The organism is Bradyrhizobium rifense (assembly GCF_008123425.1).
Lineage (GTDB): Bacteria > Pseudomonadota > Alphaproteobacteria > Rhizobiales > Xanthobacteraceae > Bradyrhizobium > Bradyrhizobium rifense.
This window is the reverse complement of the sequence record NZ_VSSS01000057.1, coordinates 140,802-157,641: the sequence shown is the minus strand read 5'-3', so window position 1 is coordinate 157,641 and position 16,840 is coordinate 140,802. Positions and strand designations below refer to the sequence as shown.

General features: G+C 60.1%; 10 protein-coding genes. 4 read left to right on the top strand and 6 right to left on the bottom strand.

Annotated features, from left to right (window positions below; translation table 11 throughout):
• Positions 1 to 2: 2 nt before the first annotated feature.
• The 6 genes from FXB40_RS34105 to FXB40_RS34080 all read right to left on the bottom strand — a co-directional run bounded on the left by FXB40_RS34105 (position 3) and on the right by FXB40_RS34080 (position 6,537).
• Positions 3 to 848 (bottom strand): S1 family peptidase, encoded by an 846-nt coding sequence (locus tag FXB40_RS34105; protein WP_148776662.1) that lies wholly within the window; start codon positions 846 to 848, stop codon positions 3 to 5.
• A gap of 8 nt (positions 849 to 856) precedes the next feature.
• Positions 857 to 1,624 carry a S1 family peptidase gene (locus tag FXB40_RS34100; protein WP_148776661.1) on the bottom strand — a complete coding sequence of 256 codons (768 nt, stop codon included), beginning with the start codon at positions 1,622 to 1,624 and terminating at the stop codon, positions 857 to 859.
• Positions 1,625 to 1,769: 145 nt separating this feature from the next.
• Positions 1,770 to 2,273 (bottom strand): SEC-C metal-binding domain-containing protein, encoded by a 504-nt coding sequence (locus FXB40_RS48770; protein WP_210352207.1) that lies wholly within the window; start codon positions 2,271 to 2,273, stop codon positions 1,770 to 1,772.
• A gap of 66 nt (positions 2,274 to 2,339) precedes the next feature.
• Complete coding sequence (locus tag FXB40_RS34090; protein WP_148776660.1) at positions 2,340 to 3,293, bottom strand: hypothetical protein; 954 nt, start codon at positions 3,291 to 3,293, stop codon at positions 2,340 to 2,342.
• Between the two features lie 533 nt (positions 3,294 to 3,826).
• The gene (locus tag FXB40_RS34085) at positions 3,827 to 4,861 is read right to left on the bottom strand and encodes an HNH endonuclease (RefSeq protein WP_148776659.1); all 1,035 of its coding nucleotides are present in this window, start codon (positions 4,859 to 4,861) and stop codon (positions 3,827 to 3,829) included.
• Between the two features lie 89 nt (positions 4,862 to 4,950).
• Positions 4,951 to 6,537, bottom strand: a complete 1,587-nt coding sequence (locus tag FXB40_RS34080; RefSeq protein WP_148776658.1) for a T6SS phospholipase effector Tle1-like catalytic domain-containing protein — start codon at positions 6,535 to 6,537, stop codon at positions 4,951 to 4,953.
• A gap of 1,359 nt (positions 6,538 to 7,896) precedes the next feature.
• Between FXB40_RS34080 and FXB40_RS34075 the strand changes: the two genes are divergently transcribed.
• The 4 genes from FXB40_RS34075 (at position 7,897) to FXB40_RS34060 (ending at position 16,569) form a co-directional block, all read left to right on the top strand.
• Positions 7,897 to 11,832 carry an AAA and adenylate/guanylate cyclase domain-containing protein gene (locus FXB40_RS34075; RefSeq protein WP_148776657.1) on the top strand — a complete coding sequence of 1,312 codons (3,936 nt, stop codon included), beginning with the start codon at positions 7,897 to 7,899 and terminating at the stop codon, positions 11,830 to 11,832.
• 215 nt (positions 11,833 to 12,047) lie between these two features.
• Positions 12,048 to 13,826: a thiamine pyrophosphate-binding protein gene (locus tag FXB40_RS34070; RefSeq protein WP_148776656.1), complete on the top strand. Its 1,779-nt coding sequence runs from the start codon at positions 12,048 to 12,050 to the stop codon at positions 13,824 to 13,826.
• Positions 13,790 to 15,538 carry a flavin monoamine oxidase family protein gene (locus tag FXB40_RS34065; RefSeq protein WP_246208146.1) on the top strand — a complete coding sequence of 583 codons (1,749 nt, stop codon included), beginning with the start codon at positions 13,790 to 13,792 and terminating at the stop codon, positions 15,536 to 15,538. The genes FXB40_RS34070 and FXB40_RS34065 overlap by 37 nt, the downstream gene beginning before the upstream one ends.
• Positions 15,535 to 16,569, top strand: coding sequence for a 3-oxoacyl-ACP synthase (locus FXB40_RS34060; protein WP_148776655.1), 1,035 nt, complete (start codon positions 15,535 to 15,537; stop codon positions 16,567 to 16,569). Before FXB40_RS34065 ends, FXB40_RS34060 begins: the two co-directional genes overlap by 4 nt.
• The last annotated feature ends 271 nt before the right edge of the window (positions 16,570 to 16,840 follow it).

Genomic DNA, 16,840 nt, shown 5'->3' with positions numbered 1-16,840 from the left:
CTCTATCTGAACTGAATGACAATGCGGCCTCCATTGCCGATGTCCCTGACGGTGACGGTGCGCAAGCCGATTCCATCGCCAAGATCGACATTCTGAACTTCTATATCAAAGATGGGATCAATCGGAGTTACGAACGCGACATCTTCTGCGCCGTCGTAACTGCACGAGGCAACGCCAAAGACATGGCCGCTTTCATTGAAAACAGGGCCTCCGCTCGAGCCACCGTGAAGATGAATGTTCGTTAGATAGTATGGCGGGGTCAATCTGCTTGATGGACCTCGGTCCTTGTAGATCTCCTGCAACGTCCCGTCATAGAACGCCGGTTGTATGTGCAAAAGTTCAGTGCCATTCGGCTGAGGGCGCTTTGCGTGAAGCGGATACGCCCAGGTACTGATCGGAGATCCAATTGCCGGAGCGGCGCATTCCAGCGAAAGCACTTTCGCGCGAAATACATTCCCCGTTTTGTTGTCGAATATTTCGTGGGGCACACCAAAAGCCAAATCGGCAGTCGGGTGAACAGCGAAACTCCAAATGGGCCGAAAGACCAAGAGCCCGTTCGTCAGTGCGTAGACAAGGCCAACGGAATTCTCCGACCTGGACATCGCTTCCAGCGCTTCCAATGCGACGTGTTTCGCCGTAGCAAATCCTCCGTTCGGAAGCAGGTAGAACCCTGTACCTATCAGAGTGCCGTCTCCGGCTCCCCTCAAGCTCAACGGCGCGGCTGAGGATCGCGCCACAATGGCGCATATCGCCAGGCGGCCGTCAAATTCATCGCGGTCAATGTTCGCGATTCGCCAAGATCCGTCGGGAGCCGTTCCGGGTAAAGGAGGCAGTTTGCTTTCAGACATGGAGCTGGTCACTCGTCTCTAATATTTCCCGCAATGATCTCGTGGATCAGGTAGTCGCCCCACACGAGCCCAATCTGGGCCTCGTGCGGGTGGTCGGTCGGCACTCGACCGGAATAAACGCCTATGAACCTGTTCAGCGGCGTATCCACTAGGGCGACCATGCCGGGCTCGACCATGTGATTGGTCCAGCTTCGGCGGATGACCGGCGCGCCGGACATGCCAGGCCGGGAAGCGGTGTCGACCAGCATGTAATCCGTTGTCTGCCGGGCGAGCTGCGGTTCGGATGCGATGCTTCCCCGCTTCCAGACGGGATAGGCGGGCGGTTTGATCTCGAACGGGTAGCCGAGGATGAACACCTCCATCCCAACCTCAATACGAAGGGCCGCATTGGCCAGGACGTTGAGCGGGTAGAGGGAGATAATCAGTTCTTCCGGTTTGAAAGGAATGGGCAGGACGGCGACATCGACACGCCTACCTGGATGCACCAACCATAGCGGCTTGTCATCGTCGTCTCTGATCTTGATGTCCCATTGCTGCTTGTCGAACGAACCGGTCTGGATGTTGAAGAGCGTGCGGAGGAGGTTTGGGCGGCCTGCGTCGGGCCTCAGATTTTTTCCCGTGAAGAAGTCGCGCATGGAGAGCACGTGCCAGTTGGTCACCAGGTAGTATTTTTCCTGAATCTTCCACATGAATCCCGTGCCCTGCCCAAGCCGGGTGTCATTGAAATACTGCTCAAGCGGAACGGTCGTGAGTGTGAATTGATCGAGTGTGATCATCGCTTTGCTCGTGTCCGATTCAAGTGGTGCGATGCATGAGGGTAGCGCAACGGCGCGGCGCAGATAAAGCCAAATCGATGCAGATATAGGCGTGTCCAGCTTTGCCGGAACAGGCGCTACCCACCCGCTTTCGCGAGTGTCGTCCCTAGCTATAAGTGCCGTGGCATTTCTTGTACTTCTTGCCCGAGCCGCAGGGACACAATTCGTTGCGGCCGGTCTTCTTTGGTCTCGCTTTACTCTTACTCGGCGCGGGAAAATTGCTTATGGTTTTTATCTCGGACTTCAGCCCCGCCGTCTCAAAGAATCTTAAACCTTTGTTCTGTTCTTCGTAGAACCGGCGTTGTTTATCCGGCCACTCCTTGCAATTTAGCAAGACAAAATCTTCTGAGTTCCTTGTCGAGAATTTCGGCGCATCAATGCCGATACCCACGATCTTCGAATATTGCGAGAATTTATTGCGTGCCACGCCGCATGCGATTTCGAGGATTGCACGGCGCTTCGGCCGATACTGTGTTTCGTAATCGTCCGTGCCCTTATTGCGTATCTGCAAAAACACGTATGCCGTCGTTTTGTAGAAAGACGGCATGAGCGATATGTTGCGTGTAACCGTTCCTTCGAGGTCCGGAAAATTGTTGATGGCCCTTTGCATTGCTCTTGCAAATTCACGCCTTGCAAAGCGCGGCTCCTTCGCATTTCAAAAATCGCGCTCTGCGATTCAAAAATTCGCATCGCCAAGCAGGGTGCCGTCAAGCGCATTTTGCGACGTTAATTGAAGCAGTTCGTCCCAGAGATAGGAGGCTTGATCTGCGAGCTTCTTCCGCTTGTAAACATCGGAAGATCTGAATCCCTCCCACTCGCCTTCCGCAATTATGACGCTGTTATATCGCGCGTCCTCTGTACCGATGAAGTGCGATTCAGCGGCGTCGTCAAAATTGCCGTAGTAATGCGCCAACAAGTCTTCTTCGCCGGCATAGGAAATACTGTCGTATTTCGCTATTGCGGCCTCCTTGGCAACTATGTAGCTCGTAAAATCATAGAAGGTATCCAGCTCACCGAGCATGATATCGACGGTATGGCTGTCGAATAGATGAACCGGCTCCGCGCGTTCGAGATGAACCACGAACGGAACCGGAGACGGGGTATCATAGCCATCATCGCTGTAGATGATTCCGAGACTGCCCGACACGTTGTCGGCCGAGTATGATTTGCAGGCCTCGCTAGCGCCGTGCGCGACAATGATCGTGTGAACGAAAATGTCACCTTGCGAAAGCTTTACGGGAAGAGGCACAGTGCATGCTGCGTCCAGATATATCTTGTCTCTGTTTTTCAGAACATGATTTCGAGCTTTTTTCGCGCTCTTGATCTGCTTCGAAATTGCTTCCTTCTTCCATCGCTCCCAGGCGAGATTAAAGTCGCCCACATCCCCCATAAGGGCTTTGGTCTCTCGGTCGAAGAACAAATAGACGTGATTCTCGAACACGGCGATCAGGTCGCACAGCTCCTTTCCGCTCTCGCGATAGGGATTTGGATAGCTCCACAATTTCAGAAACGTGCGGTCGCAGAGTCGCGACAGGTACTGCTCGGTCGAGGTGAGTCCTAGCGACTTGGAGATTGCGGCCGTCACGGCGGGAGTCTCGCATTCCTCCTGTGGCGTTTCAGTAGAGCTCATCGACATCGCGCTTCGCTATTGGGGGTTTATGTGATCGTACCACGTTTCGCTATACGAGTTCGTTGAACAACCATTTTCTAATCATGTTTTCCGGTTCGCAAGCAGCTCCTGGGCGTCCCCTCTGGGTTGGGCTGTCGTGAACCGAACCCGCACGCGGTTTCGGCCCTGACGGGCTTCCATCCCTGACGCAAGTCTTAGTGTGTTTCTCGCCAGGGGCACTCGGTCCCGCGTCCCGCCGTTCGGCGGCGCTATCTGAATGCGCTAAGCGTCGAGCGCGGCGATCCCGCGCCCAGCGACAAGCAATTGCTTGAGTATGTTTCGTGGGCGGAGACCAATCGCATTCCGCTTCAATCCGAAGGCCGACAGCCGGATGGCAGAGAGCGTTCGAGAGAGGTTGTCGAGATTGAGACTCATGTGCTGGGCGAACGCGCGCCAAGACGCGATGTTGCCGATCTCATCGGTGGCGGGGACTCGCAGCGATCGGGAAGATTGCGGACTCTCTTGCCCCACATCGGAAACGATGTGGGGCTTTGCTATCTCACCCTGCTACGAGTTGTCCTCGGGCCGCTGGGGACTTGCTCGCCCGTCTTCGTCGCTGGATAGTCGACTAGCCAAGTGTTGCGAGACAACAAGCGCCGCCTCAGGGTACTGGCATTCATTCCCAAGTGGAGCTGCCGGTGGCAGTTTGGGCAACAACCGCACGCATTTTCGGCCGTATCCGGCCCTCCTTCGCTGAGCGGCCGAACATGGTGCACTTCCAAGAACGGTTCACCATCCGTTGCCACGAACGGCGCGGGCGCTTCGCACATTTCGCATTTGCCCGCAGCTCGTTTTAGAACCCATGCGATGACATTAGGGTCTCGCACGAACTTTTCGGTTGCCGAAAGTAACTTCCTGACGCTGCGCGAACCCGGCGGGGCTTCGGACATGGCGTTCGCTATTTTCTGGCGCGCGGCGATGACACGAGTGGCAAGCGCATCGTCGTCGGCCGTAGGACTTTCGAATTCTTTCGACCGTCCCCATTGCTCATTGACTAATTCAATCAGGGAGGCTTTGACACCGCCGATATTCTTCATTGGTGCATATCCCGTGGCCCGCTTTAGTCCTAATTCGTCGAGCACTGCTGAGATATTTTGCATTCTAAACTCGTAGGCACTTTCAGAGCGCGATGCGAGCCCTTGCTCCAAGGCCTCATTCCTCAAGTCGGTTTTGCTGATCCTCTGCCCTCTCGCTTCGGCAGTGATGAGCTTCCAATAGGCGACGACGCACACCTTTAACTCGGCGCTTGACCATGGCAGTCCATGCGAAGCGCTTTTGAGTCGTTCAAACGTGACTCCTAACCTACCATCGCTCGACCTAAGGAAAGCTTTGAAGCCGGCTTGTCGCCACTGGTCGCGGCGCGATCGATGATGATCCTCCGTGTTCGCCCAAAACTGGGGCTTTGATGCTTCGGCCGGCAAGCCGCCAACCATCTCTGAAATGTGCTCCAGGGAAAGCCAAAAACGTTCGGTTTTCTGCGCCTTCAGGTAGTCGCCCAGCGGAGCGTACTTGCTATTCACTGCAGGCATGCCGGTTCGGTTCCTCTGTCAAGCTTGTAGTGCGGTGGCCGCGTTAGCAGGCGCGCGAACGCAAAGAAATGCGCAGAACGAATGGCCATTTACGGGGGTAATTGTGCTGCAAGCGCCGGCTCTTCGCTTCTGCCCGGCGGCGGCGCATCTGCAGGGGGCGGATCAGAATAGAACTGCTTGAAGTCATTATGTTCACGAAGTGCTTCCGGCCGATAGTTGCCGACTTTGTCGCCTGCGCAATCAACAATCGTTTCCAGCGCAAACCGGTCCTTCACCGTCGGATGAACCTTTGCCTGCGGCGGAATAGATCGCTTGATGATCTCATAGTTGGCGTTAGCCAAAAGGCCTCGCAGCAGGCGGGGCAACCGCTCCCTGAATGCATCAATTGTATCTCGTGTACCTGCAATTTCGCTGTGCTGCATGCTCGTCGCATCAGGATAGAGATGCAACGGTGTGCCGGTGGTGCCCGTATCTGCGATGGCTTTACCGTTGACCGTCACCGGTCCGAACTTGATCGGATGGTCCAGGGTGAGGATCTCCTCCAGCATCCAGTGTAGCGAGATATCGGAAAGTCGTGACTCCGTCTCCGGATAGCTGCCACCGATATCGGAGTGGTTGCCAGCAAACCAGGCTTGCGACAATTGCGTGCTGTCGGCCTGACCCCAGGTGACGCGGTCAAAGTCCTTCCGCCGTTCATCGATGGCGTTGGCCGAACGGGCTGTGCCGACATATTTCGATAAGAGACGGTCGAAGTTCCCTGACTTCCATTCGGCCTGATGGGAATGTTTGTCGCCCTTGTTTGGGAAATCGTAGATCGTCTTGGTGTATTGCGTGCGCTGCCTGTAAAGAAACCAAACAACCGACAGCGTCACAAGGACGACACTTATCGCAAGCTCCGACCACCAGAAGCCGAAGTCAAAATAGTACTTTGCGATCATCGACGGCACGATTGCGAGGACAGCGGACGCGACTCCGGCGACTCCGGTGAAGAGAAGCGTCAGGCCTGCCTGAATCAAAAACCTGCGCATGCCGCTCGCGCCGAGCGCCGCGACTGTATCAAAAACACCAATAAAGTAGGCCGCCGCGTTGGACCTGTCCTCGTCGGCATCCTCACCGACAAAATTTGATCCATACTTCGCGCGAAACCTTCGGGCCTGTTCGTCACGCTCGGTCTCATATTCGCCGCGTGCATGTCCCGCACCGTGCTCATAGACGGTTTCAACCGCTTCCCTGGCGATATCATGAACCTGCTTTCGGTAACGCAGCAGTGAGCCATTCTCCGCCTTTGTTGGAATGCCACACAGCATGATCGTGTTGGCAAGGCAGCGGACGGTATATGCACCACGACTGAAGCCGATCAGGTAAATCCTATCGCCTTCCTTGTAGTGATTGATGATAAACTCGTAGCAGTCGGCCATGTTCCGGGTGATGCCGCGACCGGTCACAGACTGCAGCAGCTTGTCGATCTTGCGTATGATGCCGGTCAGTCCGCTGGCACCACTGTCTGTTCCTAGACCAGGATCATAAAAGCAAACCTGTTCGGTGGGGTCGATCGGGTTGTCCGGATGTACGCGGGATGATCTGTACATCTTGTAAACGTTGCTGATGCGTTGCTCAACTCGAACGCCCCCGTCCTGGCCTGTGCCGTCAGAATAAACGACAATGTTCTTCGGCATGAAAAAGCATCTCCACTGAGCGAGCAGCGAGCGTCATCAAGCGACCATACGCCACCGTAGTTGAGTCTAGCCAAAGATCCTACCCCCACGTGAACTGAGCCAGTCGAGGCGGCCGTCGTGCGGTCTGGTCGCTCCCGTTGCCCGGTCAGGACACCAACACGGCCTGATGAAGGTCGGAAGTTAGAAGGGCTGCGCGTGCCCGCAGGGCGTCCAACCGTATCCCGGAGGGAGCCCTCGGTCGGAGCCTCCTTGCAGTCCCGCTCGTATCTGCCCCGTCTTTTTGGACTCCCGACCGGTCGCGATTGGCGTGGCCGGAAAGACCAACCGGAGATACACAAACCAACACCAAGAAGAGCCGTCCGACCCACACTGTCTACGTTGTGGAAGGTGAAGGTGACTCGGACTTCCGGACCAAGATCGGCGCGGCATGGGCGCACGAGGAGGCGCGATGAGCGCCGCCTCCGGCAACGGTTCGTCTCGTCACATTGCACTCCCGTTTGGAGATCAGCACCATCCGGCCGGTGGTAAGGTCGGGGTGAATAGGCCAGCAGCGCGGGCCGGTAAGGGCATCCGTATCCAGCGCGTGGAGAAGAGAGTGAGCGCGAACCGCAAAAGCTCGCACTCCTTGTGTAAGGCAGAGCAGACTCCGGCTTTTGGCCGGCCTTTAGCGGACATGATTGCCGCTATGGCTGACCTCCGCCTATCGGAGATGGCCGACATTATCACCAAAGGCAAAGAGCGCTTCCGTCGGCCTCTCTCCGTCGGACGGAAAGGCGAGGATCGTGGATGCGCTGTCGCATCCACTCCTCAGCTGGCGAGCTTGCCCGACACCCTCGCGAACTGAGTACGAACGAAAAGTGGACGTATCTGGTGCGGTTTCTGGTGCGGCGGCCGCGCTGCAGGCAACGAAGACCAAGCAAGATGCTGATATTCTTGGTGGGCCCGGCAGGACTCGAACCTGCAACCAGACCGTTATGAGCGGCAGGTTATCGATCAGCTTCGTTGATTTTGCTGCGTTTTCGTTTCAGCTCGCTCGCATTCGTTGCGTTCTGACGTGGTCGTTTCTGGTGCGAAGCTGGTGCGGTCGATAGCCATCCGTCGAGACCGCAAGCCGGCGTCGCATTCGGCCGTATGATCTTGCGGGGGGCCATGGCCAAATTGGAAATCGACGATCTGTTTGAACACCGCTTACCGGTATGCGCAGAAGCGAGTTTCCTGACCATTTCTGATAGCCTCTTTGTCATCCCATCTAAACTATTGCGGTTTCTAACGAAACCCTGCCAATTCGTTCGAAGGTAGTAGCCCTTAAGCAACGGGATGAGGTAGGGTTAGGCGCTGGCGTAGTAGGGGAAGGCACCTATGTCGGAGGAAGTCGCCTACGAGGCGCGGCTTGTCGAGAGCTTTGTGCCGCCGCCGCTGCGCCTCGCCGCGTCTGGCGCCGCCACGTCCACCGATGGCGATATGGCGCTGCTATGGTTGGACGTCGTCGGTTTCACACGTATCACCGGCCATCTCGTAGAATCCGGGCCCGCCGGCATCGAACAGATGGCGGTGGTACTGGAGCGGCATTTCGATACCCTGATTGGCAACATTGTTGCGCACGGCGGCGAGCCATTCATGTTCGCAGGCGACGGTTTGCTCTCGGGCTGGCGATGCAGCGCCGATGCGCCACGTGAGGCGGTGTTGCGCGCTGCCGCCTGCGGCCAGGCTATCCTGTCATCCCCCGGCGCCGCATTGCCCGCGGGCGACACGCTCCAGTTACATGCGATCCTTGCGCTCGGCCCTTCTCGCACCGCCGAGGTCGGTCGCGCGACAGACCACTTTCATGTGACGGTGGGTGGCGGGCTCGCCGATCTCCAGGCGACGAGCGTCAGGCGTGCCGCCGGCCGTTTGTTGCTATCGCCTGCCGCGCGGGCGGCGCTGGGGGATGCGGCTGAAACGGTAGAAGACGAGTCGGGCACCGTAATCCTCTCCGCGCTGAACATCGTGCCGGCACCGGTGCCTCTGGTCATACCGCCGCTCTCGCCTTCCGCCCGCGAACACTTTGCGGCGCTTGTCCCGCCACCTATCCGCAGCCGGCTTGAGCGACGGTATCTCGATTGGGCGGCCGAGCTGCGCCGTGTCACCGCCGTGTTCATCGCCCTTTCGAACTTCGATCAGGCTTCCCCCGATAGTCTGCAACAGCTCGAGTTAGTCGCGGCGACGGTCGGCCCAGTCGTGCGCCGACACGACGGTTTCGTGCATCAATTCCGAGTCGATGAGAGCGGCGCGACCCTTTTCGTGCTCTTTGGCATCCCTCCCGTCGCCCATCCCGACGACTCGGTCCGAGCCGTGCGGTGCGCCATCGACCTGCGGGATGCGCTGCGCGGGATGGGTCATCGCTGCAGTTTCGGTGTCGCTACAGGGCGTGTTTTCTGCGGCCTGATCGGCAACGACATATTTCGCGCGTGGACCACCTATGGCGAGGCGATCAACCTCGCGGCGAAGCTAAAAAGTCCAGATAGCATTCAGTGTGATCAGGCCACCTATCGGGCCGCGCACGAGTCAATTGCCTTCGATCCTGTCGGTCTGCGCGGTCTACGCGGTCTGAAGCCTACCGTTTCGGTCTGGACGCCGCAGCGTTATGATCGCGCCGAGGCGCTTGTCCCCATGCAAGGCAGAGAGCGGGAGCTGGCCGAACTGGTAGCTTCAATCGATGCCGCCGCTGACGGCGCAACGCGGCTTGTGCTGGTCGAAGCGGAAACTGGCATGGGCAAATCCCGTCTTCTCGCCGAATTCCAGCAGCGTACGCCTGCCTCGCGCGTCGTCGTGCTCAACGGCTACGCTGATCGGATCGAACGCAATGTGCCCTATCGTGGTTGGCGGGATGTTCTGGCGCGACTTCTGGGCGTCGATCTGGCCGCGGCCGATACGGCGCAGCGTGAAGCTGTGCTGGCGGCTCTTGGGCCGGAATTTGCCGCGCAAGCCGCGCTCCTTAACGTCGTTTTTTCGCTCGATTTTGCCGAGACGAGTGATCTGCAGGCGGTTACGCTTCTACAGCGTGCACAGTTGCGTCTTGCCCTGCTGGTCGATCTTCTGCGTCGCGCTGCCGCCGCGCGGCCGCTACTGGTCTCGATCGACGACGCGCACTGGCTAGACGACGAGAGCTGGCTGCTGGTCGAGGCAGCGGTACGCGACGTACGCGGCCTTTGCCTGGTGCTGGCCATGCAGCCTCTCGAGGACGATACTCGGTTGGAGCGGCTTGCGGCCGCGGGAGCGCGGCGACTTCGGCTGGGCGAGCTTTCGGACGAGGATCAGGAGCGCCTCGTGCTGGCTCGCCTTGGCGCGGAGCGGTTGACCGAGGAGCTTTCTGCGCAGGTGCGCGGCCGTGCTCGCGGCCATCCGTTCTTTTGCCTGGAATTGGCGCAGGCACTGCGCGACGATGGACTGATCGAGGTCATAGGTGGCACCTGCCACATTGCGCCCCGCGGCAATACCACTGACCTGCCTCTGCCGGATTCGGTCCAAGGTACCGTAATGCGTCGCATCGATCGCCTCGACCCCGAGAGCCAGGTCACGCTGAAGGTAGCAAGCGCGGCAGGTCTTCGCTTCCCGACCTTGCTAGTCTCCGATGTCCATCCGACAGCACGCGGAGAGCAGATGACGGTAGCGCGCCATCTGGCGCTGCACGACCGCGTTGGTCTTCTGCTGCCCGAGCAAGTTGACGAGCGGGAGGGCTACGCTTTTCGTCATGGCATCATACGCGACGTCGCCTATGAGTCGATGCTCTATGCCCAGCGTCGGCAATTGCATCGCGAGATCGCGCTTTGGAACGAGGCTGCCTCTGCCTCCAACAGGTCCCGCGTCTACGCGCTCCTGGCCTTTCATTGGGAAGCGGCTGGTGAGACCGCACGGGCCACGGACTACCTCCGGCTCGAAGCGGAGCGCGTGTTCGGCGCTGGTCTGGTCCGCCAGTCAATCGAGATAGGGTTGCGAGGGGCGCGCTTGCTCGGCGGCGACATGCCCACCGACAGCGCTGGACTGCACGCGGCAATTGGCCAGGAACTGGAAGCGATCGGCAAATTGCTGGGCGATCGGCGGCCGGATCAACTGGAGGGACTGCCGCCGCTTACCGATGAGCGGGCGGCCCAGCTCATCCACCTCCTGCTCGTTCTTGCTCCTTTCGCCCATCAAAGCGAGCAGCTCGAGCTGTTTGCGTTGATGGGGTGCAGATGTCTTCGCCTGACCCTCGAATATGGCAATGGGCCGCTCGCTCCAGACGTCTACTCCATGTACTCGGTCGTCTACGGGGCGCTGACAGGAGACCGCGACACCGCCGCAGTGTGGAGCCGTCTCGGCCTTGCCCTATTGAAAGGAGAGCGGGGTGCCGGTTTTGCCCGATGCAGCTTCATACATGCCTGGTTCCACAATCACTGGGTCGCTCCGATCGGTGAAGGCATCGTATTGGCAAACGCAGGTGCTGAGGCAGGGCTCAGCGACAACGAGGTGATCTACGGCTGCTTCAATCTGTCTGCGTCTGTCGTGCTGCTAGCTGCCGCCGGTCAACCGCTCGCCGAGATCATGAAGCAGGCACGATCTCACATGGAGCGCAACGGGCGCCGTGTCCTTAATGCGTACTATCACCTGGTGTTGGAACTGCAATTTGCGAAAGCGCTGGCCGGATCGACGTCGAGCCTGCTCGCGCTCGGTGACGCGGAGCACGATGAAGTCCGGGATATCGATTCTATCGTCCACACCAACCTCAGCAACCAGATCGGCTACTATTTCGTCACCAAGGTGAAGCTGCACTTGCATGCCTGCGACTGGTCGGGTGCCCTGGAATGGGCGGCGCGCGCGCATCCGATGCTCCCCTATTTCGGCGGACAGGCGGCCGAGTTCGAACTCTCGCAGTATCGCGGCCTGGCCGCGGTAGCTGCCGCCGCGTTTGGCGCTGCGAAGGGCGGGCAGGCGCTTGTCCAGGTGGGACGCGATTGTCTCGACGAGCTACGCGGATGGGAGGCGCGCAATCCCACCGTGTTTCGCCACAAGGCCGACCTGCTCGATGGCTTGTTGCAGGCCGCGGCGGGTCGGGAGGCTGATGCGGCGCGCCTGCTCGGCCGTGCGGCCGAAGGGGCGGCTGTCGGGGGCTTTCTTCAGGATGCCGGTCTCGCGCGCGAGTATCTCGCCCGCTGCCGGCGCCTGGTCGGGGACGGTGCCACTGCATCGGCCCTGGCGGCGCGTGAAATCTTTCGCAGCTGGGGCGCCGATGCGAAGGTCCGGCTTCTCGAAAAAGAATTTGAACTGCCGCCTGACTAGACTCCAGGTAGCATTGATCTCCATGCCTTGCATCCGACCTGAGTGTCATTGATCGTCTGGACAAGAATTATTCGTTTTGCCGGAAGGGACGGGACTGGTTTCCATGTGGACTCGCCTAGTAAACTCAGCGTAGCCTAGCCTGTCGATACATCCATTGGTTGACTGGGGCCGTGGCTGAACCGCAGAAATCTGCTCCGCGAGACGGGGGGACAACGATGACGGCGCCGACGAAGCCTACCGTTGCGGATCAGATCCTAGACTACCTGGTGCTTGAGGGTGCCACGACAATGTTCGGCGTTCCCGGTGCCGGTATCATGCATCTGCTCCAGCGCATCCATGATCGCGACGAGTTCAAATACATCATCACTCGGCACGAGAGCGGCGCCGCCTACATGGCGGACGGGTACTATCGAGCGACCGGAAAACCCGGCGTGGTTCTGGTCACCAGCGGCCCGGGAGCGACCAACGCGCTGACCGGCACCATGAACGCGCAATTCGACGGTTCGGCCGTGCTGACGCTCACCGGAGAAGTGCCGGAGCAATTCCTCGGCCGCGGCTATCTGCAGGAAGGCACTGATTGCGGGCTCAACGTACGCGACATCTATGCCGCCGCCACGCGCTACAGCGCCGACATCGTTGATGCCTCGAGCGTGCCGATCCTGGTCGAACAGGCGCTGCGATCCATGCTTTCGATGCCCCGTCGCGCCGTGCACCTCGGCATCGCCGACAACGTCGCCGCCGCGGAAGCCCAGACAGCCCTCTACGTCTCGGCGCGGCCGCCGATGAGCCCGAAAGCCTACCGCTGCCTGCCTGAGGGCGCGCCGAAGCATGGCGTCCAGCGTGCGCTCGAGGTACTGAGCTCGGCGAAGCGCCCGCTCATTCTGCTTGGCAACGGCTGCTGGGAGGCACTGCGCGACCGGGACACCGCGCGTGCGCTGCGCTGCCTGGTGGAATGGTGGAACATTCCGGTCATCACCACCTCGGACGGCAAGGGCGTATTTCCCGAGACGCATCCGCTGTCGCTGCGCGCCTACGGCTTCGCCGGTTGCCTCTGGCCTCAGTACTGGATGATCGACCCGACAACCAAGGGCGCGGCGCATGACGCCTTGCTGGTGATCGGCTCCTCCCTTGGCGAGCTCGCCACCTACAAATGGAATCCGATGCTGGTGCCCAGGGGACCGTTCCTGCAGGTCGACCTCGACCAGTCGGTAATCGGCCGGGGCTTTCCGGTGACCGATGGCATCGTCGCGGAGGCAGGAGCCTTCATTCGCGCGCTGTGGGATCAGGCGCCGGCCTGGCCGCGCGACGCCGCCGCCGTTGCGGCGCGCGGTGCCGAGATCGCCGCCATCAAGGCGCAACATCCGCCGATCGTTTCGCCCTCGGACTACGCACAGACATCCGGTCCGCTTCACCCGGCAGCGCTCTGCCGGCTGCTGAACGAGAAACTCCCGGACGGCGCAATGGTGTTCATCGACAGCGGTAACTGCGTCGGCTGGTCGATGCACTACATGGTCGTTCGTGAAGGGCAGGAATTGCATAGCGCGCTCGCCATGGGCCCGATGGGCTTCGCGGTTTGTGCGGTCATCGGCGCGCGCTACGGCAGATCTGATCGGCTCTGCGTCGCGCTGGTCGGCGACGGCGCACTGCTCATGCAGCTCGGTGAGATCTCGACAGCTGCAGCAAACCAGATCGGCGCGATCTGGGTCGTTCTCAGCGACAACGAGCTGAACATGGTCACCCAGGGCATGAACACGTTCTTTCCCGAACCCACTCCATTTTCCTATCCACTGGGTGCGCCCGATCTGTGCAAGGTCGCGGAGGGTCTCGGTGCCGACGCGTATGAAGTCCGGGAGGTCGCCGACTTTGCGCCAGCCTGGGAATCGGCGCTGCGAGGCGCCGCCGCATGGCGGCCCCAGGTGATCGTCGTGAGATTGGACCCAAAGCCGGCTCCGCCGTATTGGAGCGCGCCGTTCTGGCAGAAGGCTGTCGACTGAATTCACGGTTTCGGGAGGCGAACGAAATGCATGAATTGCCGGATGTCGATATTGCGATCGTCGGCGGCGGAATCGGCGGTATCTATGCCGGCTGGCGATTGATGACGTCCCCGCGTGGACCTGGCCTGGCAGCGGACTGGGCCAACGAGCGTGGCAGCCTTAAGGTGGCGCTGTTCGAGGGCAGTGATCGCATTGGCGGCCGGCTGCTCTCCGCCCGCTCTCCGCTCATGCCCGACACCACCGCCGAGATTGGCGGCATGCGTTACGTCAGCCCCGCGCAAAAGCGGGTGAAAGGCCTGGTCGAGACCGTGCTGCGGCTACCGACGCACAGGCAGACAGTAGACGTCTCCGACAATATTGCATTCCTACGCGGTCGCCTGCTGCGCAACGCTGCGCTTGGCAACCCGGCGGCGCTCCCCTACTGGTTCGATCTAGACGAGGCCGCATGGCTCGCTGCCCGCAAGGATTCCAACCCGGCGATGCTGATCGCGCGGGAGCTGATCCTGCTCATGCCGAAGATTCCCGAGAAGCTCAAGAGCGGCAAGCTCCGGTCATATCTGGAGACCGTCGAGATCGATGGCCTGCCGTTGTGGCGGCACGGATTCTGGAATCTGCTGGCCAGGCATATAAGTCCGGATGGCTACAACGCCGCGCGCGCCACCATCGGCTACGACTGCCTGGGCGGCAACACTAACGCCCTCGACCTCATCACCGAGTTTTTCGATTTCACCCCGGATGTCGAGTACTTGATGGTGAATCAGGGCTATGAGACCGTGCCCTGGCAGCTGCAGCAGAAATTCCGTGAGGCCGGCGGCGAAGTCACTGTCGAACGCTGGCTGGACGGCTTCGTCGGCACCAAGCTCGATGACGGATCACAGGGCGTGCAGCTGAACTTCCGCGATGGCGGCAGGCTGTCCGCACGCGCCATCGTGCTCGCCATGCCGCGTCGCGCGATCGAACTGCTGCGGCCGGAGGGCGAGATTCTTGGCCCGGAGAATACCAAATTCCGGCACGATCTGGCATCGGTCTCCGGGATTCCGCTGTTCAAGCTGTTTCTCCTGTATTCCGAAAGCTGGTGGCAGGCGGCGGGCGTCTGTCGCGGTCGATCGCTCACCGACATGCCGTTGCGGCAGTGCTACTATTGGCCGATCGGGCCGAAGGGTGATGGCGTGCCAAAGCCCACGGAGCCCGGCCTGGTGATGGCTTATGACGACCTCCTGAATGTGGACTTTTGGGCTGCTCTCGACACTCGAGCTGAAGTGCACAAGGCCGGACTGCCGCTGGGCGCGCATGTACCGCACGCGCTGCCGATGTTCGCCCGTGCCGCAATTTCGGAAACCCCGCCACCGCGCGACCCATTCTCGGCGCGCCTGCGCGCGAATTGGCAATCGCACAGGGCCACCAGACCAATGGTGGAAGAACTTCACCGCCAGCTTTTGCAGATGCACGGCATTGACAGCGCACCGGAGCCGATCGATGCCGCCTACATGGACTGGTCGCGCGACCCCTATGGCGGCGGCGTGCATCTGTGGAACGTCAATTACAACTCCGGAGACATGGTCACGGTCATGACCCAGCCTGACGAGAGTTTTCCGTGTTACATTTGCGGTGAGGCGTATTCGACCAACCAGACATGGGCGGAGGGTGCCTTGGAGACCGCTGAAATCGTGCTTCGTCGTCTCGGACTTCCCCAAGCGGATTGGCTCGCATGACTGAAAGCTCCATCGGCATTATCGGCATGGCAAAACGGCTGCCGGATACCATCCGCGCCAACGACGACCCGATCTTCGACTGGATCCACGAGCATCATCCGGAGGGGGAGGGTCTTTTCACCGGCTACGACAAGCGCCGCGTGCTGGCCGACGGCGAGACCGTGCTGGACATCCTCACGCCGGCGGCACGCGTGGCGATTGACGATGCCGATCTCGAAGCCCGCCAGATCGATATCGTCATCGGCTGCATCTCACCGAATACCTACTTCGTGCCGGCGGATCTATTCGCCCTCACGCGACAGCTGAAACTGCCGGAAACCACGCTGACGATTCCGCTGGCAAATGATTTCAACAATTTCAACGTCGGGGTGGTGCTGGCCGATGCTATGATCCGCGCTGGCCGCGCGCGCAACATTCTGGTCGCGATCGGTGGCGCCTGGACGCGCGCGATGGACTACCACACGCCGCAGGCGGTGAGCGCGGCCGACGGCGCAGCAGCGGCTGTGTTGGGCGTGGCACCGACCGGTCGGCAACCGCGCTGGCGCCTGGTGGATACCGAGGTGATCGCCCAGGAGCAGAATTTCGGCGACATGTTTCTGATCGGCGACCGTCGGATGGTGCCGGCCGAACCCGGTGTCGGTACCGCCTCCGACCCGGATCCGCAGGCCCAGGATTGGACGGGTCCCTACTACCACGTCACCGCGTCTGGTCTGAAACACTTCGGCACTTTCGGTGGCCAGACGGCGCCGCTCGCCGTGAGCCGCCTGCTCCAGCGGCAGGGCATCGCGGCGGCCGATGTTACCCTCACGGGCCACCAGGCCTCGAAGACGCTGCTGGATATCTGGCAGCAGACGCTGAAGCCTGGCGCGACATTCTTTACTCTCGCCGAGTTCGCCAACATGACGGTCGCGAACATACCCGTGAACCTGAGCCTGATGCAGGACAAGGTGAAGACGCCATGGGTCGTAGCGCTCGGCCTTGCCGGCGACATGCATGCCCATGCCATGTTGCTGCGGACGTCTGAAAGCTGAGGTTTTCTTAAGAAGAGGAGCCTGTTCTCTTTGAACCAAGGGAAAAGCTATTGAGCCGACCTGACCACCAGCGAGCTTCATCCAGCAGCGTCAGTGTTTCGAAGTTTTTACGAATTGGCGCAGGTGGAGCAACGGTCGATCGACGGCGTGCTGATCAACCTAGGCGAACCAGCTCCGACCGGCACCCCTGGCTTCTCGGAAGGCATACCAACGGTCACCCGGGACGCTTGGCGAAACCGGTTCTACGCAGACGTCCTAGCCAAGGAGACTA

What these genes read in the sequence shown, in the direction of transcription:
- FXB40_RS48770 (WP_210352207.1), bottom strand. Translation starts at nt 2,273, where the DNA reads ATGCAAAGGGCCATCAACAATTTTCCGGACCTCGAAGGAACGGTTACA.
- FXB40_RS34080 (WP_148776658.1), bottom strand. Translation starts at nt 6,537, where the DNA reads ATGCCGAAGAACATTGTCGTTTATTCTGACGGCACAGGCCAGGACGGG.
- FXB40_RS34060 (WP_148776655.1), top strand. Translation starts at nt 15,535, where the DNA reads ATGACTGAAAGCTCCATCGGCATTATCGGCATGGCAAAACGGCTGCCG.
- FXB40_RS34090 (WP_148776660.1), bottom strand. Translation starts at nt 3,293, where the DNA reads ATGAGCTCTACTGAAACGCCACAGGAGGAATGCGAGACTCCCGCCGTG.
- FXB40_RS34100 (WP_148776661.1), bottom strand. Translation starts at nt 1,624, where the DNA reads ATGATCACACTCGATCAATTCACACTCACGACCGTTCCGCTTGAGCAG.
- FXB40_RS34075 (WP_148776657.1), top strand. Translation starts at nt 7,897, where the DNA reads ATGTCGGAGGAAGTCGCCTACGAGGCGCGGCTTGTCGAGAGCTTTGTG.
- FXB40_RS34070 (WP_148776656.1), top strand. Translation starts at nt 12,048, where the DNA reads ATGACGGCGCCGACGAAGCCTACCGTTGCGGATCAGATCCTAGACTAC.
- FXB40_RS34085 (WP_148776659.1), bottom strand. Translation starts at nt 4,861, where the DNA reads ATGCCTGCAGTGAATAGCAAGTACGCTCCGCTGGGCGACTACCTGAAG.
- FXB40_RS34105 (WP_148776662.1), bottom strand. Translation starts at nt 848, where the DNA reads ATGTCTGAAAGCAAACTGCCTCCTTTACCCGGAACGGCTCCCGACGGA.